The sequence below is a fragment of the Burkholderia sp. AU6039 genome, from assembly GCF_002223365.1.
Taxonomy (GTDB): Bacteria; Pseudomonadota; Gammaproteobacteria; order Burkholderiales; family Burkholderiaceae; genus Burkholderia.
In genome coordinates, this window is the sequence record NZ_NKFK01000001.1 from 28,193 (window position 1) to 50,636 (window position 22,444).

At 68.9% G+C, this 22,444-nt stretch carries 24 protein-coding genes; 4 read left to right on the forward strand and 20 right to left on the reverse strand.

All coding sequences use genetic code 11. From position 1 onward, the window contains the following. Positions 1-5: 5 nt before the first annotated feature. From fliP to CFB39_RS00175, 7 genes are all read right to left on the reverse strand, one after another. On the reverse strand, positions 6-767 hold the full coding sequence (gene fliP / locus CFB39_RS00145; RefSeq protein WP_027788754.1) for a flagellar type III secretion system pore protein FliP: 762 nt from the start codon (positions 765-767) through the stop codon (positions 6-8). A gap of 36 nt (positions 768-803) precedes the next feature. Continuing rightward, on the reverse strand, positions 804-1,367 hold the full coding sequence (gene fliO / locus CFB39_RS00150; RefSeq protein WP_089471855.1) for a flagellar biosynthetic protein FliO: 564 nt from the start codon (positions 1,365-1,367) through the stop codon (positions 804-806). Continuing rightward, positions 1,364-1,855, reverse strand: a complete 492-nt coding sequence (fliN, locus tag CFB39_RS00155) for a flagellar motor switch protein FliN (protein ID WP_089471856.1) — start codon at positions 1,853-1,855, stop codon at positions 1,364-1,366. The genes fliO and fliN overlap by 4 nt, the downstream gene beginning before the upstream one ends. Then, positions 1,848-2,846: a flagellar motor switch protein FliM gene (fliM, locus tag CFB39_RS00160; RefSeq protein WP_069246733.1), complete on the reverse strand. Its 999-nt coding sequence runs from the start codon at positions 2,844-2,846 to the stop codon at positions 1,848-1,850. The genes fliN and fliM overlap by 8 nt, the downstream gene beginning before the upstream one ends. A 22-nt stretch (positions 2,847-2,868) precedes the next feature. Then, positions 2,869-3,405: a flagellar basal body-associated protein FliL gene (gene fliL, locus CFB39_RS00165; protein ID WP_089424119.1), complete on the reverse strand. Its 537-nt coding sequence runs from the start codon at positions 3,403-3,405 to the stop codon at positions 2,869-2,871. 254 nt (positions 3,406-3,659) lie between these two features. Then, positions 3,660-4,382 (reverse strand): LrgB family protein, encoded by a 723-nt coding sequence (locus CFB39_RS00170; protein WP_069246735.1) that lies wholly within the window; start codon positions 4,380-4,382, stop codon positions 3,660-3,662. Between the two features lie 13 nt (positions 4,383-4,395). Continuing rightward, positions 4,396-4,872, reverse strand: a complete 477-nt coding sequence (locus CFB39_RS00175; protein ID WP_069246736.1) for a CidA/LrgA family protein — start codon at positions 4,870-4,872, stop codon at positions 4,396-4,398. A gap of 140 nt (positions 4,873-5,012) precedes the next feature. Between CFB39_RS00175 and CFB39_RS00180 the strand changes: the two genes are divergently transcribed. Next, complete coding sequence (locus CFB39_RS00180; RefSeq protein ID WP_085041246.1) at positions 5,013-5,939, forward strand: LysR family transcriptional regulator; 927 nt, start codon at positions 5,013-5,015, stop codon at positions 5,937-5,939. 60 nt (positions 5,940-5,999) lie between these two features. On the opposite strand, the gene CFB39_RS00185 is transcribed toward CFB39_RS00180, so the two are convergent. Next, complete coding sequence (locus tag CFB39_RS00185) at positions 6,000-7,559, reverse strand: DHA2 family efflux MFS transporter permease subunit (RefSeq protein WP_089471857.1); 1,560 nt, start codon at positions 7,557-7,559, stop codon at positions 6,000-6,002. Between the two features lie 177 nt (positions 7,560-7,736). Then, positions 7,737-8,228, reverse strand: a complete 492-nt coding sequence (locus tag CFB39_RS00190; RefSeq protein ID WP_089471858.1) for a MarR family winged helix-turn-helix transcriptional regulator — start codon at positions 8,226-8,228, stop codon at positions 7,737-7,739. 174 nt (positions 8,229-8,402) lie between these two features. On the opposite strand from CFB39_RS00190, the gene CFB39_RS00195 reads away from it, so the two are divergent. Further along, the gene (locus tag CFB39_RS00195; RefSeq protein ID WP_089471994.1) at positions 8,403-8,687 is read left to right on the forward strand and encodes a multidrug ABC transporter ATPase; all 285 of its coding nucleotides are present in this window, start codon (positions 8,403-8,405) and stop codon (positions 8,685-8,687) included. Between the two features lie 276 nt (positions 8,688-8,963). Continuing rightward, complete coding sequence (locus CFB39_RS00200) at positions 8,964-10,535, forward strand: efflux transporter outer membrane subunit (RefSeq protein WP_089471859.1); 1,572 nt, start codon at positions 8,964-8,966, stop codon at positions 10,533-10,535. A gap of 22 nt (positions 10,536-10,557) precedes the next feature. Here the strand turns inward: CFB39_RS00200 and CFB39_RS00205 are convergent, their stop codons facing one another. Genes CFB39_RS00205 through gspG form a run of 8 tightly spaced genes read right to left on the reverse strand, consistent with a single transcriptional unit; the run spans position 10,558 to position 16,534 of the window. Beyond that, a complete protein-coding gene (locus CFB39_RS00205; RefSeq protein WP_089471860.1) occupies positions 10,558-11,346 on the reverse strand; it encodes a type II secretion system protein N in 789 nt (262 codons plus the stop codon). Between the two features lie 32 nt (positions 11,347-11,378). Beyond that, the gene (gspM, locus tag CFB39_RS00210; RefSeq protein WP_069249188.1) at positions 11,379-11,885 is read right to left on the reverse strand and encodes a type II secretion system protein GspM; all 507 of its coding nucleotides are present in this window, start codon (positions 11,883-11,885) and stop codon (positions 11,379-11,381) included. Continuing rightward, positions 11,882-13,243, reverse strand: a complete 1,362-nt coding sequence (gspL, locus tag CFB39_RS00215; RefSeq protein ID WP_089471861.1) for a type II secretion system protein GspL — start codon at positions 13,241-13,243, stop codon at positions 11,882-11,884. The genes gspM and gspL overlap by 4 nt, the downstream gene beginning before the upstream one ends. 26 nt (positions 13,244-13,269) lie before the next feature. Continuing rightward, positions 13,270-14,400 (reverse strand): type II secretion system minor pseudopilin GspK, encoded by a 1,131-nt coding sequence (gene gspK / locus CFB39_RS00220; protein WP_089471862.1) that lies wholly within the window; start codon positions 14,398-14,400, stop codon positions 13,270-13,272. A 2-nt stretch (positions 14,401-14,402) separates the two neighbouring features. Next, complete coding sequence (locus CFB39_RS00225) at positions 14,403-15,062, reverse strand: type II secretion system protein J (RefSeq protein ID WP_039351910.1); 660 nt, start codon at positions 15,060-15,062, stop codon at positions 14,403-14,405. Positions 15,063-15,069: 7 nt separating this feature from the next. After that, positions 15,070-15,471, reverse strand: a complete 402-nt coding sequence (gspI, locus tag CFB39_RS00230; RefSeq protein WP_046550081.1) for a type II secretion system minor pseudopilin GspI — start codon at positions 15,469-15,471, stop codon at positions 15,070-15,072. 2 nt (positions 15,472-15,473) lie between these two features. Then, positions 15,474-16,043, reverse strand: coding sequence for a GspH/FimT family pseudopilin (locus CFB39_RS00235; protein ID WP_089471863.1), 570 nt, complete (start codon positions 16,041-16,043; stop codon positions 15,474-15,476). Between the two features lie 38 nt (positions 16,044-16,081). Then, on the reverse strand, positions 16,082-16,534 hold the full coding sequence (gspG, locus tag CFB39_RS00240; RefSeq protein WP_011350483.1) for a type II secretion system major pseudopilin GspG: 453 nt from the start codon (positions 16,532-16,534) through the stop codon (positions 16,082-16,084). 175 nt (positions 16,535-16,709) lie between these two features. Here gspG and CFB39_RS00245 point away from each other — a divergent pair, with 175 nt between their 5' ends. Beyond that, positions 16,710-17,120, forward strand: coding sequence for a type II secretion system protein N (locus CFB39_RS00245; protein WP_039351532.1), 411 nt, complete (start codon positions 16,710-16,712; stop codon positions 17,118-17,120). A gap of 35 nt (positions 17,121-17,155) precedes the next feature. Here CFB39_RS00245 and gspF read toward each other — a convergent pair whose 3' ends face one another. Genes gspF through gspD form a run of 3 tightly spaced genes read right to left on the reverse strand, consistent with a single transcriptional unit; the run spans position 17,156 to position 22,216 of the window. Further along, a complete protein-coding gene (gene gspF / locus CFB39_RS00250) occupies positions 17,156-18,373 on the reverse strand; it encodes a type II secretion system inner membrane protein GspF (protein ID WP_069246748.1) in 1,218 nt (405 codons plus the stop codon). A 4-nt stretch (positions 18,374-18,377) separates the two neighbouring features. Continuing rightward, the gene (gene gspE, locus CFB39_RS00255; protein ID WP_069246749.1) at positions 18,378-19,877 is read right to left on the reverse strand and encodes a type II secretion system ATPase GspE; all 1,500 of its coding nucleotides are present in this window, start codon (positions 19,875-19,877) and stop codon (positions 18,378-18,380) included. Then, positions 19,874-22,216, reverse strand: a complete 2,343-nt coding sequence (gene gspD, locus CFB39_RS00260) for a type II secretion system secretin GspD (RefSeq protein WP_089471864.1) — start codon at positions 22,214-22,216, stop codon at positions 19,874-19,876. The genes gspE and gspD overlap by 4 nt, the downstream gene beginning before the upstream one ends. Between the last annotated feature and the right edge of the window lie 228 nt (positions 22,217-22,444).

Below are 22,444 nucleotides of genomic sequence, written 5' to 3' on the forward strand. Positions count from 1 at the left end.
GCGGCTTACGTAAAGCTCTGCGCGAGCGAGCCGATCAGCAGCTGCCAGCCGTCGACCAGCACGAACAGCATCAGCTTGAACGGCAGCGACACGGTGGACGGCGACACCATCATCATCCCCATCGACATCAGCACGCTCGCGACGACCATGTCGATGATCAGGAACGGGATGAACACCGTGAAGCCGATCTGGAAGCCGGTCTTCAGCTCGCTCGTGACGAACGCCGGCACCAGCAGCGACAGCGGCACGTCCTCGGGCCCCTGCATCGGCGCGGCCTTCGAGATCTTCGCGAACAGCGCGAGATCGGTCTCGCGGGTCTGCTTCAGCATGAAGGTCTTGAACGGCGCGACGCCGCGCTGCACCGCCTGCTCCATCGGCATCGAGCCGTCGGAGAACGGCTTGTAACCGTCGTTGTACGCCCGGTCGAGCACCGGCGACATCACGAAGAAGGTAAGGAACATCGCGAGGCCGACGAGCACCTGGTTCGGCGGCGTCGTCGCGGTGCCGAGCGCCTGGCGCAGCAGCGACAGCACGATGATGATGCGCGTGAAGCTCGTCATCATCAGCAGCATCGCCGGCAGGAACGACAGCATCGTGAGCAGCAGCATCGTCTGCACGCTCAGCGAATACGTGGTGCCGCCGTGCGGGCCCGGGCTCGCGTTGAATGCGGGCAGGCCGTTCGCCTGCGCACAGGCGAGCGCGGGAGCGAGGCAGAGGATCAGCACGGGCGCGAAGCGCGCCGCGCGATGCAGGAAGGCGTGTTTCATCGGAATGCGGGGTCGGAAAGAGGGCGCGGCGCCATGTCAGCGGTCCTTGCCGCGACCGAGGCGCTTCGCGGCTTCGCCCGCGAGCGCGTCGCGAAACCGCGAGCCGAACGTGCCGGGCAGGCCGCCGTCGGACGGGGCGGCGCCGGCGGGCGCGTCAGCGGAAACCGGGGCCGCCGCCGAGCCGGCCGGCAGCGTATGCAGCAATCGCACGTTGCCCGGCGCGACGCCGAGCACGAGCCAGGTGTCGCCGATCTCGACGATCGTCGCGCTTTCCTTCGCGCCGACCGCGACGCTCGACACGACCTTCAGCGGGCCGCCGCGGCGTGCATGCTGGAAGCCGAAGCGGCGTGCGAGCCACGCGCACGCGAACACGAGACCGATCACGACCGCGAGCCCGACCAGCGTCTGCAGCACCGCGCCGAAGCCGAGCGACGGTGCGGCCGAGCCGACCATCACGCTCGATGCGATCGACCCGGGGTGGTTCACCGCGTTCATGTCGGCGGCGCCGGCCGGCGTGCAGGCAAGCGACGCCGCAATGGCCGCGGCAGCCGCTGCCACGCTTGCGACGCGCGCGCGGCGGCCGGGCTTTACTACGTTCATCGATTCAGCTTCCGGATGCGTTCGGCCGGCGTGATGATGTCGGTCAGGCGGATGCCGAACTTGTCGTTGACGACCACGACCTCACCCTGCGCGATCAGGCAGCCGTTCACGAGCACGTCCATCGGCTCGCCGGCCATGCCGTCCAGCTCGACGACCGAACCCTGCGCGAGCTGCAGCAGGTTGCGGATCGCGATCTTCGTGCGGCCGAGCTCCACGGTCATCTTGACCGGGATGTCGAGGATCATCTCGATGTCGTTGTGCGTCGAGCTTGCCGCGGCCTTCGACAGCGGCTGGAACACGCCGGCGCCCGTCGCGCCCGCCGGCACCGGCTGCTGGTTCTGCTCGGCCAGCGCGGCCGCCCAGTCGTCCATGCCCGGATCTTCTTCCGCCGCGGCCGGTGCCGCCTGTGCGGCGGCGGCCGATGCCGCGAGGGCCGCGTCGGCCATCGCTTGTGCGTCGTCCTCGGGCGTCTGGTTCAGCTCACTCATATCCACCTTCCTTCATCGAATCGCCCGCGCTGATCATCTTCTGCACGCGCAACGCATATTGACCATTGAAAATTCCGTAGCCGCATTCCATCACCGGCACGCCGTCGACCTTCGCGGTGATCGTGTCCTCGATTTCCAGCGGCAGCACGTCGCCCGCGCGCAGGTTCAGGATCTTCTCGAAGTTCGACGAGATCTCGGCGAGGTTCGCGGTCAGCTCGACCTCGGCGGACTGCACCTGCTGCGACAGCACGCGCACCCAGCGGCGGTCGACTTCGAGCGCCTCGCCCTGGATCGGCGACGCGAGCACGTCGCGGATCGGCTCGACCATCGAGTACGGCATGCAGATGTGCAGCGTGCCGCCCGTCGGCCCGAACTCGATCGAGAACTGCGTGACGATGACGATCTCGTTAGGCGTCGCGACGTTCGCGAACTGCGTGTGCATTTCCGAGCGCACGAATTCGAACTGCAGCGGCCGCACGCTCTTCCATGCGGTCGTGTAGTGCTCGAACACGAGGTTCAGCAGCTTGCCGATGATCCGCTGCTCGGTGGCCGTGAAATCGCGGCCCTCGACGCGCGTGTGAAAGCGCCCGTCGCCGCCGAACAGGTTGTCGACGACGAAGAACACGAGGTTCGGGTCGAACACGAACAGCGACGTGCCGCGCAGCGGCTTCACGTGCACCAGGTTCAGGTTCGTCGGGATCGGCAGGTTGCGGGTGAACTCGCTGTACTTCTGCACCTTCACCTGGCTGACGGAGATTTCCGCCGTGCGCCGCATGAAGTTGAAGATGCCGATCCGCAGCAGGCGCGCGAAGCGGTCGTTGATGATCTCGAGGCCGGGCATCCGGCCGCGGACGATCCGCTCCTGCGTCGCAATGTTGTAGGGGCGGACGCCCGATGTGTCGCGCTGTTCGTCGACTGAATCGGCTTCGCCCGTGACGCCCTTGAGGAGGGCATCGACCTCCTCCTGGGACATGAACTCCTGGTGACCCATACGCGCTCCTTTCGCGGCCGCGTTACTGGACGACGAACTCGGTGAACAGCACGTCGTCGACCTTCGCGCGCTGGTTGCCCGGCTGCGTCGGCTGCTCGATCAGCTCCCGCAGTTCCTTCGCGAGCGAACGTTTGCCGTCCGGCGTCGCGAGTTCCTCGGGATGCTTGTTCGACAGCGCGAGCAGGATCCGGCTGCGGATCTCCGGCATCCGCGCGGTCAGTTGCTCCTGCGCCTTCGAGTCGGTGAGCTTCAGCGACAGGCCGACGCGCAGGTAGTGCTGCGCGCCGTCGTCGGACTGCAGGTTCACGGTCAGCGGGTCGAGCGGGAAGAACACCGGCGCGGCCAGCGGCGCCGGCTCGGCGGGCTTGCTCGCATGGCCGACGCCTTCCTTGCTCAGGAACACGTACATGCCGCCGGCTGCGGCGGCTGCCGCGCCCAGCGCGATGACGGCGATCAGCGCGATGCGCTTGAACTTGCCGGAGGAAGCCGGCTTGTCGGCGGTCGGGTTTGCGGTCGTGGAGGCCATGTGAATGCGTGCGTGATGTCTCGTAGCATGCATTGTTCGGCATCCGGGCCGAGGCCGATGGGCGGAAAAGAGGGGGGATTTGCGGCTATCTCAGCCGATTGTCGGCCGGGTGTCGGCTCGATGCAGGGTAAGTGGGGGCGGAAAGGGCCGCCGGGGCGGGCGGCTGAAGCGGGTGGGTGGGGTGGGGCGTGAGCGCCGTACCGCGCGGGGCCTGCCGCGCCGCTGGCGGCAGGCACGATTGAGCCAGGCCAAGCCAGGCCGGCGCCTGGCAGACGCCCGCCGCCCGGTCAGATCGGCAGCAGCGTCAGGAGCGGCGCGATCAGCACCATCGCGACGCCCGCGATCATCATCGTCAGGCTCGACACGACGCCTTCCTCGCTGCCGATCTCGCGCGCCTTCGCGGTGCCCACGCCGTGGGCGGCCGCGCCGAACAGTGCGCCGCGTGCGAGCCGCGTGCGCATCGGCACCAGCGCGAGCACCAGTTCGCCGAGCAGCATCCCGCAGATGCCGGTCGCGATCACGAACAGCGCGGTGAGATCCTTCGGCGCGTGGATCTTGTCCGACACGGCGAGCGCGAACGGTGTCGACACCGAGCGCGTCATCAGCGAGCGCTGCAGCTCGGGCGACAGGTGCAGCAGCTTCGCGAGCAGCAGCGACCCGCACACGCCCGCACTGATCCCGACCGCGACGCCGACCGACAGCGACAGCCAGTGGCGGCGGATCAGGTCGCGATAGTCGTAGATCGGCACCGCGAACGCGATCGTCGCCGGGCCGAGCAGCCACATCAGCCAGCGCGTGTCGTGGAAGTAGACCGAATACGGGATGCCGGTCAGCAGGACGAGCAGCACCAGCACGCCCGGCACGAACACGAGCGGCGAGAACAGCAGCGTCTTCTTGTATGCGTAGAGCCGCTTCGACGCGAAATACAGCACCACCGTCAGCACGAAGCAGCCGAACGAGATCGCGGTGTTCGCCTGGTCGGCGGACAGGTTCGACAATGCGGCAAGCATGGCAGGCCCCGGCTCAGTGGGCGGACGCGGCGGTGAGACGCGTGCGGCGGCGTTCGGCGAACACGCGCTGCGCGGCGAGCCGGCGCTCGAGCTTCGCGGCGAGGTCGACCGCGACGGCCACCGCGACCATCACGAACGCGGTGCCGGCGAGCATCACCAGCGCGATGCGCCAGCCGTCCTCGCGGAACAGCCCGCCGTACTGCACGGCCGCGACGGCGGCCGGCACGAAGAACAGCAGCATGTCGGACAGCAGCCAGTTCGCGCCGTCCTTCACCCACGCGGGCGCGACGCGGCCCGAGAACAGCAGCACGAGGAGCACCGCGAGGCCGATCACGCCGGACGGAATCGGCAGCCCGATCTTGCGCACGGCCCAGTCGACCGCCATCCACAGCGCACCGAGCGCGGCGGCCTGCAGCGCGATCCGGCCCGTGCGGGCGAGGCTGCCCGAAGCGGCGGGGCGGGCGGCGAGTGCGGCGGTCGGCTTGGTCATGGCGGGCTCCCTACAGATATTCCGTTGATGGTGGGAGTATAGGGTTTCCCCTAACCATAAATAAAATGACTTGTCTCTATCCTTGTCATTCCAATTCGGAATTCGCTTTCTGATCGCCGCACCACTTTGGGGAGTCATCGATGGAATTGCGCGCGTTGCGGTACTTCGTCGAGGTGGTTCGCCAGCAGAGCTTCACGGCGGCCGCCGACAAGCTGTTCGTGACCCAGCCGACCATCAGCAAGATGGTGAAGGCGCTCGAGGACGAGATCGGCTCGCCGCTGCTGCTGCGCGACGGCCGGCAGATGGTGCTGACCGACGCGGGGCGGATCGTGTTCCAGCGCGGCCAGGACGTGCTCGCCGCGCAGGCACAGCTGCAGTCGGAGCTGAACGATCTCGGCACGCTCGGGCGCGGCGAGCTGACGATCGGCATCCCGCCGCTCGGCGGCTCGCTGTTCACGCCGATCATCGCCGCGTACAAGCAGCGCTATCCGAACATCGAGCTGAAGCTGTTCGAGCAGGGCGCGCGGATGATCGAGGCCGCGCTGACGTCGGGTGAGCTGGAGCTCGGCGGGCTGCTGGAGCCGGTCGATCCCGGCACCTTCGAGCGGCTGCCGATGGTGCGCGCGCCGCTGTGGCTCGTCGCGCCGCGCGAGTCGCGCTGGGAGGATCACGCGGCCGTGCCGCTCGCGGATCTCGCGCGCGAGTCGTTCGTGTTCTACGCGGAAAGCCTCGCGCTGCACGACGCGGTGCTCGACGCGTGCCGGCAGGCCGGCTTCACGCCGTCGATCGTGAGCCGCAGCGGCCACTGGGATTTCATGGCCGCGCTCGTGCATGCGGGGGTCGGCATCGCGCTGCTGCCCGAGCCGTATTGCCGGCGGCTCGACGCGGGCCAGTTCACGTGCCGGCCGATCGTCGAGCCGGAGATCACGTGGGCGATCGCGCTTGGGTGGCTGAAGAAGGGGTATCTGTCGCACGCGGCGCGCGCGTGGCTCGACGTGGCGCGGGCGACGCTGCCGATCGCGCCGGGTGACGATCTGGCGTTCGGCGGGTTGCGGGCGAGGGAGTGACGTCCGCCGAGGCGGGTGGTCAAGCGAACGAGGCGGGCGCAACAGCCGCCCGCCGCGCGGTCAATGCCCCATCGCCGGCCCCGCCCCCTTCCTCGGCTTGGTGACCCACACGAGCGCCGCGAGCGCGCCGAACATGAACGCCGACAGCAGGAAGAAGTCGTTGGTCGCCATCATGAAGCCCTGCTGCGTGACGAGCTGGTTGAGCTGCGCATTGGCCGTCTGGCCGACGATGCCGAGCTGCGACAGCGCGCCCTGGTAGTCGGTCGTGTTCTGCGCATACACGCTCACCGATTCCGACAGCCGCGCGTGGTGGTAGATCGCGTCGTTCTCCCAGAACGTCGAACTCGCCGCGGTGCCGATCGCGCCGGACAGCGTGCGCAGGAAGTTCGACAGCCCCGACGCGCTCGCGAGCCGGTCGTCGGAGATGCTCGACAGCGTGATCGTCGTCATCGGCACGAAGAAGCACGCGACGCCGATCCCCTGCACGAGCCGCGGCAGGATCACGTGGTTGAACGGCACGTCGAGCGTAAACGTTGAGTTCCAGATCGACACGCCGGCGAACACGATGAACGCGAAGCTCGCGACCATCCGCAGGTCGAGCCGGTGCATGTTGCGGCCGATCAGCGGCGACAGCACGAGCGCGAGCAGCCCGACCGGCGCGGTCGCGAGGCCGGCCTTGCCGGCCGTGTAGCCCATCACCGTCTGCAGCCACAGCGGGAAGATCACGACCGAGCCGAAGAACGCCATGAAGCCGAACGAGATGATCATCGCGCCGAGCGCGAAGTTGCGGTCCTTGAACAGCGACAGGTCGACCACCGGCTCCTTCTCGGTCGCCTCCCACACGAGCATGAACGCGAGCGACACGACCGCGATCAGCGCGAGCGCGACGATGAACGTCGAGTTGAACCAGTCGCGGTCCTTGCCGAGGTCGAGCATCATCTGCAGGCACGACACGCCGATCACGAGCAGTGCCAGGCCGATCGCGTCGATCCGCTGCTTCGACGTCTTCGTCTCGCGCCCGCGCAGCAGGAAATACGCGCAGGTCGCCGAGAAGATGCCGATCGGCAGGTTGATGTAGAAGATCCACGGCCACGTGTAGTTGTCGCTGATCCAGCCGCCCAGCAACGGGCCGAAGATCGGTGCGACGATCACCGTCATCGCCCATAGCCCGAGCGCGAGCCCGCGCTTCGCGGGCGGGTAGCTGCGCATCAGGATCGTCTGCGACAGCGGCACCATCGGCCCCGACACGAGGCCCTGCAGCAGCCGGAACGCGATCAGCGTCTCGAAGTTGGTCGCGAGGCCGCACAGCGCCGATGCGACGGTGAACGCGAGCACCGACAGCGTGAACAGCCGCACCTCGCCGACCCGCCGCGCGAGCCAGCCGGTGAGCGGCACCGCGATCGCGGACGCCACCGAGTACGACGAGATCACCCAGGTGCCTTCGCTCGTCGCGACGCCGAGGCTGCCGGAAATGGTCGGCACCGCGACGTTCGCGATCGACGTGTCGAGCACTTCCATGAAGGTGCCGAGCGCGAGCCCGACGGTGAGCAGCGCGAGCGCACCGCCGGACAACGGCGCGGGTTCGGCGGCGGGGGCGGCGGATGCCGTGGTGGCGGACATCGGAATCTCCTAGACGCGGCGCGCGCGATGCGCCGGCGCAACGCACGGGTGTGCGCCGCAGCGCAACCCGGCCGGGTGGAACGGATAAAGGGAAAAGGGGAGCGCGTGCCTTGTCATCTTCTGCCCAGACAGATAAATAAGCGAGTGCTTAACCTAGACATGGGGCCTCCGCGCACCTCAGCCGTCCGCTTCGTCGTCGGGTTTCGGGCAACCGGTCGAACCGGGCCCGTTGGCGATGAAGCGCTGCAACAGGCCGGTGAGCGTCACGAGCTCGTCGGCCGAGAAACCGTCGAGTTGCGCGTTGAGCGCGTTCGCGATCAGCGACGGCAGCGCACGCGCGGCGTCGGCGCCGCGTTCGGTCAGCGTCAGCTCGATCATCCGGCGATCCTGCTCGCTGCGCGAGCGGGCGACCAGCCCCTTGCGTTCGAGGCGGTCGAGCATCCGCGTCATCGACCCGCTGTCGTACGACATCTTGCGGGACAGCTCGAACGGCGTGCGCGCATAGCCGCGCGACAGCAGCAGGATCACGCCGATCTGCTGCGCGGTGAGGTCGAGCGGCTCGAGCGCACGGTCCATCCGCTCGACGAGCGCCTGCTTCGCCTTCGACAGGTAATAGCCGAGGCTCGTTTCCAGCGCGATGTTCTCGGGATCGTAGAGGCCGCCGGTCATGCGATTGCGCGCGCAGCAATAGTGCGTTTCAGATTTAAACGCGCCCAGTATCTTGAAAATTGCTTGCTTAGTCAATATTATTTGAGGCAACCAGTTACGACGTGCATGTTGCACTGCCGGAGACTATGTTCTGACCGATGCGCCCGCGCTGCGGGCACCCCGAGGATGTTCGCGATGCTGTTCCTGAAAAATGCCGCCGGCGCGCTGCGCCGCAACCTGACCGATACCGCTCATCATGCGTTTTCCGGGCCGCACCGCGGCTGGAAGATCGCGCTGTACGTGACGATGCTGGTGGTCCCGGGCGGCTCGCTCGCGGCGCTCGGGTTCGCATGGTTCGATCATCGCCGGCAGCGCAACGCGAAAGACGGCGCTCGCCGCGCGGGCCAGGCGGCCGCGACGGAGCCGTCGACATGGCGGTCCGCCGCCGAACCGCTCCCGCTGCCCGCGCGCTGCCACTGACCGCTGACCGCGCGCGTGTCCCGCCTTCCTGGCTGCTCCGACTGAGCGCCGGCCGCGCCCCGCACGGCCGGCGTGGCCTCCCCGTCTTCCCGTCAGCTGGCCGTAATGGCCGGTAAACCGGCCGCTCGCGCCGGTAACACATTCCTGTCGCCGCGCACCGTACCCTTGGGGCTGCGCAGCTTTCCAGCCGTCAGTTACCATTTGTCCGCCAGCGGCACGACGACCGCATCGCGCGACGCCGCTCGCCGGACGTCGCGCCCAGACAGGAAAACCACCATGCCGTACGCCTCCCTCCCGCGCGCCCTTCGCCCGCTGAGCGCCGCCGTCGCCGTCGCGACGGCCGTGCTGCTCGCCGGCTGCGCCGTCGGGCCCGACTATCACCGGCCCGACACGTCGATCCCCGCCGCCTACAAGGAAGCGCCGGCCGGCTGGAAGGTCGCGCAGCCCGCCGACCGCACCGACCGCGGCGCGTGGTGGACGGTCTACAACGATCCGCAGCTCGATGCGCTGATCGGCAGGCTCAACGCGTCGAACCAGACCATCGCGCAATCGGCGGCCGCGTACCGGCAGGCGCGCGCGCTCGTCACCGAGGCGCGGGCCGCGTATTTCCCGACCGTCGGGCTGACCGCGTCGGGCTCGCGCGCCCGCACGCCGCGCACGTCGGTGTCGTCGGGTTCGTCGTCGAGCTTCGGCAGCGGTTCGTCCGGCTCGATCAACAACAGCTACAGCGTCGGCCTCGACGCGAGCTGGGAACCGGACCTGTGGGGCAAAGTGAGTCGCACCGTCAGCGCGCAGCGTGCCGGCGAAGCGGCCGCCGCGGCCGATCTCGCGAACGCGCGGCTGTCGCAGCAGGCGCTGCTCGCGCAAACCTATTTCCAGCTGCGCACGTCCGATGCGCTGCAGAAGCTGCTCGACGACACCGTGAAGTCGTACGAACAGTCGCTGAAACTCACGCAGAACCAGTACGCGCAGGGCGTTGCCGCACGTGCGGACGTGATCCAGGCGCAGACGCAGCTGCAGAGCGCGCAGGCCGCATCGATCGACAACGGCGTGGCCCGCGCGCAGTACGAGCATGCAATCGCGACGCTGATCGGCGAACCGGCGTCGACTTTCTCGCTGCCGCCGAATCCGCTCACCGCCGAGCCGCCGATCACGCCGGTCGACGTGCCGTCCGCGATCCTCGAGCGCCGGCCCGACATCGCGGCGGCCGAGCGCCGTGCGGCGGCGGCGAACGAGCAGATCGGCGTCGCGATCGCCGCGTTCTTCCCGACGCTCACGCTGTCGGCCACCGGCGGCTTCCAGAGCTCGGTGTGGTCGCAGCTGTTCACGCTGCCGGCGCGCTTCTGGACGGTCGGCCCGCAGCTCGCGGCCACGCTGTTCGACGCCGGGCTGCGCGCCGCGCAGACCGACGCCGCGCGCGCGACCTACGACCAGGACGTCGCCGCGTACCGCCTCGCGGTGCTCACCGCGTTCCAGGACGTCGAGGACAACCTCGCGTCGCAGCGCATCCTCGCGCAGGAAATCGACGTGCAGCGGCAGGCGGTCGACAGCGCCGAGCATTCGCTTTCGATCGTCACGAACCAGTACAAGGCCGGCACGGTCGCCTACCTGAACGTGCTGACCGCGCAGACCACCGCGTTCACCGCGCAGCAGAAGCTCGCGACGATCGCCGGGCAGCGGATGACGTCGTCGGTCGGGCTCGTGAAGGCGCTCGGCGGCGGCTGGAACGTCGCGGAGATGGCGCGCGAGAACGGCGACGTGGCGGCGCCTGCACCTGTGCCGGCGTCCGGTGCGGCCGCGCCCGCGGCCACCGCACCGGCGGTCGCCGCGCCGCTCGCGCAGAAGTAGGAAGGAAAGGGCGATGCGCGCGTCAGCGCTGCGCGTCGCCGAAGATCAGCGACACCTCGTTGTTGCCGATCGGGTGGCCGAGCAGGTTCAGCAGCCCCGCGAGGTTCGCCTGCTGCTCGGGCGCCGAGTGCGCGGTGCCGCGGAACGAGCCCTGGCCCGGGCCGAAGGTGCCGTGGCCGTCGAGGAACAGCGGGCCCTGCGTCGTCGACAGGTCGAGATCGGCGCCGGCCCCCTTCGCCTGCAGCACCGCGCGGTACGAACCCAGCGGCTTCACGCGCGAGACGCGCGAACTCATCGACTCGATCGTCACCGTCAGCTGGCCGAACGCGTTGTTGCCGATCAGGCGCCAGTCGCTCCAGCCAAGCCGCACGTCGCCCTGCAGGTCGAGCGTGTTGAACGGTGTGCCAAGCCCCGCGAGCAGCGACGCGGGCACGGCCATCGTGCCCGCCGACAGCACCGCGCCGCGCCACGTCGCATCGAGCGTGACCGCGTCGGGCATCGCCTCGGTCTGCCGCATGCGCATCTGCACGCGCCCGGTCAGCAGCGGCCAGAAGCGCGTGGTCCATTCGACCCGGCCGGGCAGCAGCGTCGCCGCGCTCTGGTCGGCCCCCGGCGCGAGCATCAGCGTGCCCGAGCCGTGCCACAGCGACCCGTCGGGATCGACGAGATTCACGTGCCCGCCGGTCGCGCGCGCGAACTGCGGCGCGATCCACGCGGCCGGCGCAAGCGCGACGAGCGTCACCGCCGTCGCCAGGCCGCCCGCCAGTACCCACGGCAATGCGGTGACGAGCCGCTTGATCCCCGGCCTCATCGGCCGACCGCCACTTGCGTCGTCCAACTGCGTCATTTCTGCGTCGACGGTTGCATCACGGCCGTCAGGTCGACCTGGCCATCGTCCTTCAGCGCGGTGGCATGCGCCTCGCCGACCTGCACCTTGAACTGCCGGCGCGCATCGTCGAGCCACTGCGTCCACGCCGGGAACGACACGTTCTTCATCTGGATCTGCACGCCGTTGCCGACGATCTGCACCTGCGCGCCCTGCAGCCCGTGATCGGACAGCGACGCGGTCAGCGCGTCCTTCAGCGCGAGGCCGGTCGGTGCCACGCCCTGTGCGGCGGCCGTCAACGACTTCGCCTCGTTCGCCTGCGCGGTCATCTGCGCCAGCTCGCGGCGCATCGTCGGCAGCTCGCGCTGGATCCGCGCGCGGCCTTCCTGCGCGGGCGACCACAGCACCGAATACGCGATCGCGACCGCCAGCACGGCGCCGCCCCAGCCGAGCAGCATCTTTTCGCGCTGGGAGCGCTCGCCCCAGAACTGGGCCAGCGTCTGGTTCAGTTGTTCCGTCTTCATGAGCGGCTCCGGATCGTCCATTTGCCCGTGTTGCTGTCGACTTCGCCGGACAGTCCGTTACGCGCGAGGCGCTGCGTGAAATCGGGATCGACCTTGACCTCGGGCTTGAAGCCGACGTCGAGCCGCCGGTCGTGATAGTCGAGCGACGCGATGCCGTTCAGCGGCAGCGCGCCCATCGAACGCGACAGCCCGCTCGCCAGCGCGAGGAAATCGTTCGGCGACAGCTCGCCGGCCGCGAGACGCAACTGGTCGAGCTGGCGCTGCATCTGCGCGGGCGGATCGAGCACCGTCGTCGTTTTCGGGAATGCGGACAGCAGCGTCTCGGTGATCTGCGCGGACAGCGCATCGCGCTCGCGCGACAGCTTCCACCAGTGCAGGTTCATCCCGATCACCGCCACGCCGAGCGTCGCCGCGACGAGCGCGAGCGGCACGCGCAGGCGCTTCACCGTCGCGCGGTCGAAGCGCCACGGCTGCGATTCGAATTCGAACTGGCACAGGTCGAACTTCTCGGTCAGCGCGCGCCGCGCGAACGCGTCGAACGACAGCGGCGCGGCGCCCGGCAGCAGCGGGCCGCCGTCGGTGCGGCCGATCGATGCCAGGCGCGGCTCCGCGCCCGGTTCGCCGAGTTCGTACAGTTCGACGTCGCCGCCGCCCGCCAGCGCGGCCAGCGTGCCGGCCGCGCGCGACGCGGGCGCCGCGAAGCCTTCGCCGAGCGCACCGCGCGCGACCGCGAGTTCGAGGCGCGGCGCACCGGCTGCAGCCGGCAGCGCGCCGGCTTCGACGAGTACCGGCTCGACCGATGCCGCAAGCCCGAGCACCGCGGCCACCGTCGCCGGACGCGCGGGCGGCGCCTCGACGGCGTCGGCAGCCACCGCGGCGGCATCGACTTCGCTGTCGGCCGGCGCGGCGGTGACGTGCGGCGCCGGCAGGCAGCGGGTCGCGGGCACCGCGCTCAGGTGCCGGTGGCCGGCCGCCGTGAACGCGTCGCAGATCGTGCGGAACCACGCGCGATCGACGACGGCCAGCACGCGGCGCCCGTCGGGCAGCGCGTCCGGATCGAGCGCGATATGGCAGCCGAGCGGATCCTGGATCAGCTGATCCTCGACGATGTTGGGCAGCGCCTGGCGCAGCTTCGGTCCCTTCAGCGGCGGCACGGTCGCGGCCAGCAGCAGCACGTCGCGCGCGGCGACGATCAGCACGGTCGCATTCGCGCGCGGCAGCAACGCAAGCGCGGCGCGTCCGGCGCGCTGCACGTGGCCGGCCTTGTCGACGAGCGTGAACGGCAGCTCGGGCCACTGCCATTCCTGCAACGGCACGGCAGGCTCGCGCGGCGGCAAAGAAACAATCAACGTGCTCACAAGAGCTCCTCTCCCGATTGGCGTCGTTATAGCTGGTCGCGAATGCGCACGACCCGTGTCGAGTGCGTGGTCGGATCACGATACACGAGCGAGGTGCGATCAACCTCCGCCCGGTCATGCTGGATCCGGCCATGCACGATGAAATAGCTCGAATTGACGTCGATGACGCTCGAGTCGAGCGTCACGTTCGGCGCACCGGCGCCGCGCAGCGCGAGCTGCACGTCACCGACGTTGCGGAAAAACACGGTCTCGCGGCGCGACACGAGCGCCTGCGCGGACGACACGCTCATCCCCGGCATCAGCGCCGCGATCACTTCGGCCGGCGCGGTGTTCATGTTCACGGGCGTGGTAGTCGGCAGCACGGTGACGAACGGGCGCAACCGCGCGACCATCTCGGGCGTCACGCCGTCGACGTCGAGCAGGCTGTCGACGCCCGTCATCATCAGCGGCGCGGGCCCGCGATCGCCGCCCGTCATGCCGGGATCGTCGGTGAAGCCGCCGCCGCCTTGCTGATCGGTCGTCACCGGCGCGGTGACCGGCGGCGCCGTGCCGCCGCCCGGCAGCGTCGGCATCTGGAAACGCGTCGCCGAATTCAGCAGGCTCGCGCGCACCTGCAGCGCGATGCGCTTCGCGAACGCGCCGTCGTAGCCGAGCGTCGTCAGCAGGCGCTGGAACGCCTGGACCTGCGTGACGTTCAACTGCAGCACGCCGGGCGCCGGCGACGCCACGAGGTTGCGCAGGTTGAACTTCGCCTGCGCGTCCTCGATCGAGCCGGAGAGATAGGTGTCTTCGCCGCCGGCGTCGTTGGGCGCACCGATCCGGCCGAGGAAGTCCGACAGCTTCGTCTTCGCGATCGGCACGCCCCAGATGCCGCCGAGATACGTGATGCCGGGCGCCGTATCGCCTTCGGAACGCAGGATCATCCGGGTCCAGTCGAGCGCGCCGCGCGCGACCCACTGCGCCTGCGCGATCACGCGCTGGTTCTCGATCCGGCGGATCTGCACCTGCTGGCGCCACAGCATCCCCGAGACGAGGATCGCCGACAGCGCGACGACCAGCAGCGCGGTGATGATCGCCGCGCCGCGCTGGCGGCCGCGTGCCCGTGCGTGACCGGCGGCACGGGCAACCAATAATGAGCGGAGAGGGCGCGCGCGCATCGTCATTCCCCGACGAGGAAGATGCGCGTGACCGGCACGCGCAGCGACGTCGCGCCGATGCTGACCTGCAGCCCCGTCACCGCGCGGGCGGGCGGCGCGTTGCCGATCTGCGGCACCTTGAGCGCATCGTTGTTCTGCGCGAGCGCGTCGTTGGCCGTCTGCAGGTTGGTGGTCCAGCCCACGCGCGGCACATACAGCTTCGCGTCGATCGCGCCGACGCCGCCCATCAGCGCGACCCAGCTCCAGCCTTCGACGCTGCTGTCCTTCAGCATGTTGCGCAGCCGGTTCGCGTCGTCGATCGGCGGCGATGCATAGCGCACGACGCGCCCGCCGGCGATCCGGTAGCGCACCACCTGCAGCCGCGGCGCCACGCCCGGCACCTCGAGTTCGCGGACGATCTGCAGCGTATTGCCGGCGACGCCGATCGCCGGCTGGCCGGCTTCGTCGTCGGTCGCGGCGAGCCGCGCGTCGATGCGCATCTGGTCGAACATCTGCGCGAACACGCGCTCGTCTTCCATCGCGGCCGCGACCTTGTCGCGACCGCGCATGATCTGGTCGAGCCCGCGCCACGCGAGGATCGCGACCACCGCGAGGATCGCGATCGCGATCATCAGCTCGATCAGCGTGAAGCCGCGGGCGGGGCGGGCGAGCGGGCGTCGCATCGGCGCGTCAGAGCGGACGGCTGGTTTCATTCGCGACCACCGTCACCATTTGCGCGAGCACGCCGGTGTGCCCGGGCATGCTCACCGAAATCCGCACGCGCCGGAACACCGGGTTGGGCGTGGTGCTCACGCGCTGCGTGCAGACGAGCTGCACGTTGCCTTGCGAGCAGTCGAAACTCTGTTCGCCGATCTCCGGCCACGCGTGCGTGAGCCGCATCTGCGCGAGCGCGTTGTCGGCGCTCCAGCCGGCGAGCAGGCGGCGATGAAGGTCGGACGCGTTGGTCGCCATCGTGCCGACCGCGCGGATCGATGCGGCGAGCGCGACCGCGATGATCGCGAGTGCGACCAGCACCTCGATCATCGTGAAACCGCGCGATGAAGAAACGGAAGAGGGCAGGCGACGACGCATCGTCATTGCACCTCGTAGCGGCCGTTGCCGGTGCCGACGATCGTCGCGCTGCCGACCGCCGAATGCAGCGTCACGCGCACCGGCGTGTCGATGCTCTCGGTGCCGAACACGACGCGGTTCGCATGCGTGTCGGACCCCGGATAATCGATGTCGGCGCCCGTGACGCCACCGTCCCAGTCGCGCGGGCGCAGCAGGTCGTCGCGCAGCGTGCGCCAGCCGTCGGGCGAGCTCACGTCGAAACGGAAGCCGTGCGCGGTCGGCTGCCACGCGATCGGCCGGGCACGCACCTGCGCTTCGTCGCCGGCCGTCTCGAACAGCAGCGCGATGCGCTGCGCTTCCTCGCGCAGGTCGGTGCGCGGATTGCGCGTGAGCGACAGCGACGCGAGCGACACGAGCAACCCCGCGATCACGAGCACGACCAGCATTTCGAGCAGCGTGAAGCCGCGCGCGCGATGACGCCGCGCCTCATGCAACGCCTGCCCGCCGTCGGCATGCACCGGTGCGGACGAAGCCGCGCCGCGACGCACACGGCGATCGCGGCCGCAGCGGAAGGTCGTGCGAGTGGCGAGCATGAAGAAGGGGACGAAGCGTCGGGCCGGTCAGTGAGCGCTTATTGCCACGAACCGATGTCGGTGTCGTTGCCTTCGCCGCCTTCCTTGCCGTCGGCGCCGTAGCTGAACACGTCGATCTCGCCGTGCACGCCCGGGTTCAGGTACTTGTAGCCGTTACCCCACGGATCGTTCGGCAGGCGCTCGAGATAGCCGCCGTCCTTCCAGTTGTTCGGGATCGGATCGGTGGACGGCTTCTGGATCAGCGCGTTCAGGCCCTGATCCTGGGTCGGGTAGCGGCCGTTGTCGAGACGGTACAGCTTGAGCGCCTGCATGATCGTGCCGATGTCCTGCTTCGCGGCGATGCGGCGTGCCTCGTCCGGGCGGCTCATGATCTTCGGCACGATGAGCGCCGCCAGGATCCCGAGGATCGCGACCACCACCATGATCTCGATCAGCGTGAAACCGCGCTGGCGACGCACGGCCGCGTTGCGGCGAGTGATCCACGTTTGCATGACTGACTACCTCTTTCCAAAAAATGTCGTTGGTCGGGTGACGCACCCGGCGCACCGGACGATTGCCTGACGGCAACCTTCCGAACCCGCGGGCGCGGAGCACGCATTGTAAGGCGCGCATTGCCGAGGGCTTTCACCCAACGCAAATTTCATATACATCCGTACAATAGCGCGCATGAACGCGCTCTCGATCCGGATCCTCTCCCTAGCCCTCTTCGCGGGTTTGTGCGCGACGGCCACCTACTGGGTCGTCACGCTGTCCGCCCGCGAAGCGCCGCTGCCCGCCGCCGCCGCGCGGCTGCCGATCCGCACCGAGGACGCCGCGGCGCTCTTCGGCGGTCAGCTCGACAAGAATGCCGTGCAGGACATCCACCTGTTCGGCATCCTCGCGCTCGACCACGGCGGCGCCGCGATCATCGGTGTCGGTGGCGAACCGCCGCGTGCCGTGTCGCTCGGCGCGGACGTCACGTCCGGCGCGAAGCTCGCCGAAGTCCGCCCCCGCTCGATCATCGTCGAGCGCAACGGCGCCCGCACCGAAGTCCAGCTGCCCGCCAACACGCCGTCCCCGGCGATCTACGTGCGCTGAAGCCGAAGGCGACGGCCCGACCCGCGGTCAGGCCGTCACTGCACCATGTTGTTCAGCTCGATGATCGGCAGCATCACGGCCAGCACGATCACGAGCACGATGCCGCCCATCGCCAGGATCAGCAGCGGCTCGAGCAGGCTCGTCAGGAACATCGTGCGACGCTCGAGCTCGCGCGCTTCACCTTCGGCCGCGCGATCCAGCATCGTCGTCACGTCACCCGTCGCTTCACCGGAACGGATCAGGTGCACGAGCACCGGCGGAAACGTCTTCACGTTGTTCAGCGCGCGCGACAGCGCGGAGCCTTCGCGCACACGCACGATCGCGTCGTCGATGTTCGCGCGCATCGCGCGGTTCGACAGCGTCTCGCCGGCCGCCTGCAACGCGCGCAGGATCGGCACGCCCGCCGCGGTGAGGATGCCGAGCGTGCTCGCGAAGCGCACCGTGTTGTAGCCGCGCACGAGCTTGCCCGCGAGCGGCGCGGTGAGCACCCAGCGGTCGAATGCGAGGCGCGGCCCGTCGCGCGACAGCGTCGCCTTCACGAACCACACGACGAGCACGACGGCGATCAGGATCGCCCACCACCAGTGGCGCACGAAATCCGACAGCGCCATCATCACGATCGTCAGCACGGGCAGCTGCTGCTTCGTGCTCGCGAACACGTTGACGACCTGCGGCACGACGTAGCTCAGCAGGAACGTGACGATGCCGAATGCGATCAGCGTGACGATCCCCGGATACGTGAACGCCAGCAGGATCTTCTGCTTCAGCGCGTTGCTCTGCTCGATGTAGTCGGCCAGGCGCGACAGCACGATGCCGAGCTTGCCGGTGTGCTCGCCGGCGGCGACGAGCGCGCGGTAGATTTCCGGGAAGTCGCGCGGATGCTGGCCCAGCGCATTCGCGAGCGAATGGCCGCCGAGCACCTCGGCGCGGATCGCGGCCATCAGTTCGCGGATGTAGTCGCGCTCGGCCTGCTCGGTCAGCACGCCGAGCGCCTCGTCGAGCGGCAGCCCGGCGATCAGGAGACTCGCGAGCTGGCGCGTGAGGATCGCCTGTTCGCGCTGCGACAGCTTGCGGCCGAACGCGAGCCGCTGCGAGCGCGCCCCGCGCGTCGCGCTGGCGGCCGGCTCGACGACGAGCGGCGTGAGCCCCTGCGTACGCAGTTGCCCGCGCGCGGCACGTGCGCTGTCGGCATCGATGACGCCTTTTTGCGCGCGTCCCGCCGAATCGATTGCTTCGAAACGGAATGCCGGCATCGCGCTATGCGCCTCCCGTCACGCGCAGCACTTCCTCGAGCGACGTCGCGCCGGACGCGAGCCAGCGCTCGGCGTCGTCGCGCAGCGTGCGCATCCCTTCCGCCCGGCCGGCGGCGAGAATCTCCGCATCGGCCGCGTTGCGGTGGATCAGCGAGCGGATCGACTCGTCGACCAGCAGCAGTTCGTATACGCCGCGCCGGCCCGAATACCCCGAATGCCCGCACTTGTCGCAGCCGACCGGATGCCACACGGTGCGGCCTTCTTCCTGGCGTTCTTCCTTGCAGACGGGGCAGAGCTGCCGCACCAGCCGCTGCGCGAGCACGCCGAGCAGCGACGACGCGAGCAGGTAGGGCTCGACGCCCATGTCGGTCAGCCGCGTGACGGCCGAGGCCGCATCGTTCGTGTGCAGCGTCGCGAGTACGAGGTGGCCCGTCAGCGACGCCTGCACCGCGATCTGCGCGGTTTCGAGGTCGCGGATTTCGCCGATCATGATCACGTCCGGATCCTGACGCAGGATCGAGCGCAGCGCACGGGCAAAGGTCATCCCGATCCGCTCGTTCACCTGCGTCTGGCCGATGCCGCCGAGGTCGTATTCGATCGGGTCCTCGACGGTCATGATGTTGGTCGTCGCGGTTTCGAGCCGCGACATCGACGCATACAGCGTGGTCGTCTTGCCCGAACCCGTCGGGCCCGTGACGAGCACGATGCCGTGCGGGCGCGCGATCAGCTTGTCGAACTGCACGAGCGTGTCGCGGCCCATCCCGAGCGCCTCGAGGTTCAGGCGCTGCGCATCCTTTTCCAGCAGACGCAGCACCGCGCGCTCGCCGTGCCCGGTCGGCAGCGTCGACACCCGCACGTCGACCGGCCGCCCGCCGACGCGCAGCGTGATGCGGCCGTCCTGCGGCAGGCGCTTCTCGGCGATGTCGAGCTGCGCCATGATCTTGATCCGCGAGATCAGCGCGCCGTGCAGCGCCTTCTTCGGCCGCACGACGTCGCGCAGCGTGCCGTCGACGCGAAAGCGCACGACCGACGCGTTCTCGAACGGCTCGATGTGGATGTCCGACGCCTGTTCGCGTGCCGCTTGCGTGAGCAGCGCGTTGATCATCCGGATGATCGGCGCGTCGTCTTCCGATTCGAGCAGATCCTCGACTTCGGGGATGTCCTGCATCAGCCGCGACAGGTCGACTTCGCCCTCGACTTCGCCGACCACCTGCGCGGCGCTGCCGTCCTGGCGTGCGTACGCATGGTTGATCGCCTGCGCGAGCTCGTCGGCCGGCACGCGATGCACGGAGATCGAGCCGAAGTTGCGCGCGATTTCCGCGAGCGCGGCGTCGCTCGTGCGTTCGCTGATCCACACCTCGAGCGTGTCGTCGAGCTGATGCGCGATCAGCACCTGGCCGCTCTTCGCGAAGCCGTACGGCAACAGTCGCGCGGCGAGCGGCGACGGCGGCTGCCGTTCGCCCGGCGCGCCGTCGTGGGCGGAAGAGGCGTGCACGTCGCTCACTGCGACGCTCCCGGCGTGGCCGTCAGCGGCTGTTGCGGCACCGCCTGCTGCGGCACGCTCTGCGGCTGCGCGGGCGTCGCTTCCGGCAACGGCTGGGCCGGCACCGGCGCCACCTGGCGCTGCAGCTGCTGGCGACGCATCTTGTCGAGATCGAACAGGTTGCCCGCGGCCGTGCCGCCCTGGCTCGGGCCGATCGGCATCGGCGGGACGACCGGATCGTCCTTGTCGCGGATCACGTTGTTGTCCGACTTGTACGCGCCCGTCACGCCCTGGATGTAGTCGTAGCGGTTGGACGTGACTTCCTGCGCGGTACTGCGATCGGAGATGATCACCGGGCGCAGGAACACCATCAGGTTGGTTTTCGCGCGCACCTTCGATTCGGAACGGAACAGCTGGCCGATCCACGGGATGTCGCCGAGCAGCGGCACCTTGCTGTTCGACACCTGGTAGTTGTCCTGCATCAGGCCGCCGAGCACGATGATCTCGCCGTTGTCGGCCAGGATCGTCGACTGGATCGAGCGCTTCGTGAAGGTCGGGCCGGTCTGCGCGCTCGTGGTGCCCGCGACGACCGCCGAATCCTCGGTGTAGAGCTGCAGCTTCAGGATCCCGCCGTCGGTGATCTGCGGCTTCACGTGCAGCGTCAGGCCGACGTCGCGGCGATCGTAGGTATTGAACGCGTTGTTCGTATTGCCGCTCGTCAGGTTCGAATACGAACCGGTCGCGATCGGCACGTTCTGGCCGACGACGATCTTCGCTTCCTCGTTGTCGAGCGTGACCAGGTTCGGTGTCGACAACACGTTCGCGTCGCTTACGCCCGCGAAATACTGCAGCAGTGCACCGAGCCCCTGCACGCCGAACATGTTGTGCAGCCAGCCGATGTTGAGCCCTTGGGTCAGCGACCCGAGGTTGGCGGCCAGACCGCCTCCGGTGATGCCGCCGGCAGCGTTGGTCACACCGCCCGCCGTCAGGTTGACGATGCTGTTGCCCAGGCCGGCCGTGGGGTTCAGGTTCGTGCCGCCGAGGAACTGGCCGCTCGCCACCTGCCACTGGATGCCGAGGTTGCCCTGCGTGTTCGAATTCAGCTCGACGATCAGCGCCTCGATATAAACCTGCGCACGCCGCGCATCGAGCTGGTCGATCACCGAGCGCAGGTTTCGGTAAACCGGATCCGATGCGGTGATGATCAGCGAGTTGGTTGCCGCATCGGCCTGGATCATCCCGCCGGGCTGGTTGTCGTCGCCCTTGTCCTTGTCGCCGCCAAGCAGGCCGCCGCCGCCGAGCCCGCCGCTGCTGGACGTGCCGCCGTATGAAGACGACGAAGACGAGCCGCCGAGGCCGCCCGACGGCAGCGGCGGGGTGCCGGAGGTACCGGTCGAGAAGTTGCCGCTCGACGACGAGCCCCCGTTCTGGTTGAAGCTGTTCGCATCGTTGGACGACGCCGACGAGCCGCTGTCGCTACCGCTGCCCTTGCCGAGCATCCCGCGCAGCGTCTTCGCGAGCTTCACCGCATCGGCGTTGCGCAGCGGCACGACGTGCATGTTGCCGGGCACCGCGCTCGGCGCATCGAGCTGCTGCACGAGGCGCTTCGCGGCCGCGAGGCGCGACGCGCTCGACGCGCGCAGCATCAGCGAGTTGGTGCGCGGGTCGGCCGTGACCGACACCTTCAGCGTCGCGTCGCTGTTGCCGATCGCGCCCGGGTCGAGCATTTTCTGCAGCTGCGCGGCGAGGTCGATCGCGTTCGCGTTGCGCAGCGGAACGACCTGCACCTGCGCGCCCGCGGCGCTGTCCACGCCGGCGATGATCTGCGCGATGCGCCGCACGTTGTCCGCGTAGTCGGTCACGACGATCGTGTTGTTCGCCGGATAGGCGGTGACCGTGTTGTTCGGCGAGATCAGCGGCCGCAGCACGGGCAGCAGGTTGTTCGCCGATTCGTTGTGCAGCTCGAACACCTGCGTGATCACCTGGTCGCCGCGCGCCTGCGGCGCATTGCCGACGTAGGTCGGCACGCCTTGCAGCTTCGCGTCGGCCTCGGGCACGACCTTCAGCACGCCGTGATCCTGCACGAGTGCGAAGCCCTGCATGCGCAACGCCGACTGCAGCGTCTTCAGCGCCTGGTCTTCCGGCACCGGCCGTTCGGCCACGAGGTTGAGCTGCCCCTTCACACGAGGGTCGACGATGATGGTCTTGCCGGTTGCGGCGCCGATCGCCTTGGCGACCTGGTCGATATCCGCATTCACGAAATTGAGCGTGACCTGAGCGTAGGCGGCCTGCGAGACGATGATGCCGGCGACGATCAGGGTCGTGGCGACACGCCGCATAACGAAGCGATTTCTTGTCATGGATGAATGGGTCGATGCCGGCTCAGGCCACTTCCGGCGGTAGTGCTGGGATCCAAGTCCGAAAGAGGCGACATTAGCAGTTTTTCATGTCCGAAATATCACATTGATCCGAGGACTGTCTCACATACGACATGTATCCGGCGAACCGTATGCAATCTGTAAGATTCGGCATTATTCTCGGCATGCGGCCATCGCTCCCGTTTCACGATGAACCGACACGGAAATGCG

What these genes read in the sequence shown, in the direction of transcription:
- fliP (WP_027788754.1), bottom strand. Translation starts at nt 767, where the DNA reads ATGAAACACGCCTTCCTGCATCGCGCGGCGCGCTTCGCGCCCGTGCTG.
- fliO (WP_089471855.1), bottom strand. Translation starts at nt 1,367, where the DNA reads ATGAACGTAGTAAAGCCCGGCCGCCGCGCGCGCGTCGCAAGCGTGGCA.
- fliN (WP_089471856.1), bottom strand. Translation starts at nt 1,855, where the DNA reads ATGAGTGAGCTGAACCAGACGCCCGAGGACGACGCACAAGCGATGGCC.
- fliM (WP_069246733.1), bottom strand. Translation starts at nt 2,846, where the DNA reads ATGGGTCACCAGGAGTTCATGTCCCAGGAGGAGGTCGATGCCCTCCTC.
- fliL (WP_089424119.1), bottom strand. Translation starts at nt 3,405, where the DNA reads ATGCATGCTACGAGACATCACGCACGCATTCACATGGCCTCCACGACC.
- CFB39_RS00170 (WP_069246735.1), bottom strand. Translation starts at nt 4,382, where the DNA reads ATGCTTGCCGCATTGTCGAACCTGTCCGCCGACCAGGCGAACACCGCG.
- CFB39_RS00175 (WP_069246736.1), bottom strand. Translation starts at nt 4,872, where the DNA reads ATGACCAAGCCGACCGCCGCACTCGCCGCCCGCCCCGCCGCTTCGGGC.
- CFB39_RS00180 (WP_085041246.1), top strand. Translation starts at nt 5,013, where the DNA reads ATGGAATTGCGCGCGTTGCGGTACTTCGTCGAGGTGGTTCGCCAGCAG.
- CFB39_RS00185 (WP_089471857.1), bottom strand. Translation starts at nt 7,559, where the DNA reads ATGTCCGCCACCACGGCATCCGCCGCCCCCGCCGCCGAACCCGCGCCG.
- CFB39_RS00190 (WP_089471858.1), bottom strand. Translation starts at nt 8,228, where the DNA reads ATGACCGGCGGCCTCTACGATCCCGAGAACATCGCGCTGGAAACGAGC.
- CFB39_RS00195 (WP_089471994.1), top strand. Translation starts at nt 8,403, where the DNA reads ATGCTGTTCCTGAAAAATGCCGCCGGCGCGCTGCGCCGCAACCTGACC.
- CFB39_RS00200 (WP_089471859.1), top strand. Translation starts at nt 8,964, where the DNA reads ATGCCGTACGCCTCCCTCCCGCGCGCCCTTCGCCCGCTGAGCGCCGCC.
- CFB39_RS00205 (WP_089471860.1), bottom strand. Translation starts at nt 11,346, where the DNA reads ATGAGGCCGGGGATCAAGCGGCTCGTCACCGCATTGCCGTGGGTACTG.
- gspM (WP_069249188.1), bottom strand. Translation starts at nt 11,885, where the DNA reads ATGAAGACGGAACAACTGAACCAGACGCTGGCCCAGTTCTGGGGCGAG.
- gspK (WP_089471862.1), bottom strand. Translation starts at nt 14,400, where the DNA reads ATGCGCGCGCGCCCTCTCCGCTCATTATTGGTTGCCCGTGCCGCCGGT.
- CFB39_RS00225 (WP_039351910.1), bottom strand. Translation starts at nt 15,062, where the DNA reads ATGCGACGCCCGCTCGCCCGCCCCGCCCGCGGCTTCACGCTGATCGAG.
- gspI (WP_046550081.1), bottom strand. Translation starts at nt 15,471, where the DNA reads ATGCGTCGTCGCCTGCCCTCTTCCGTTTCTTCATCGCGCGGTTTCACG.
- CFB39_RS00235 (WP_089471863.1), bottom strand. Translation starts at nt 16,043, where the DNA reads ATGCTCGCCACTCGCACGACCTTCCGCTGCGGCCGCGATCGCCGTGTG.
- gspG (WP_011350483.1), bottom strand. Translation starts at nt 16,534, where the DNA reads ATGCAAACGTGGATCACTCGCCGCAACGCGGCCGTGCGTCGCCAGCGC.
- CFB39_RS00245 (WP_039351532.1), top strand. Translation starts at nt 16,710, where the DNA reads ATGAACGCGCTCTCGATCCGGATCCTCTCCCTAGCCCTCTTCGCGGGT.
- gspF (WP_069246748.1), bottom strand. Translation starts at nt 18,373, where the DNA reads ATGCCGGCATTCCGTTTCGAAGCAATCGATTCGGCGGGACGCGCGCAA.
- gspD (WP_089471864.1), bottom strand. Translation starts at nt 22,216, where the DNA reads ATGACAAGAAATCGCTTCGTTATGCGGCGTGTCGCCACGACCCTGATC.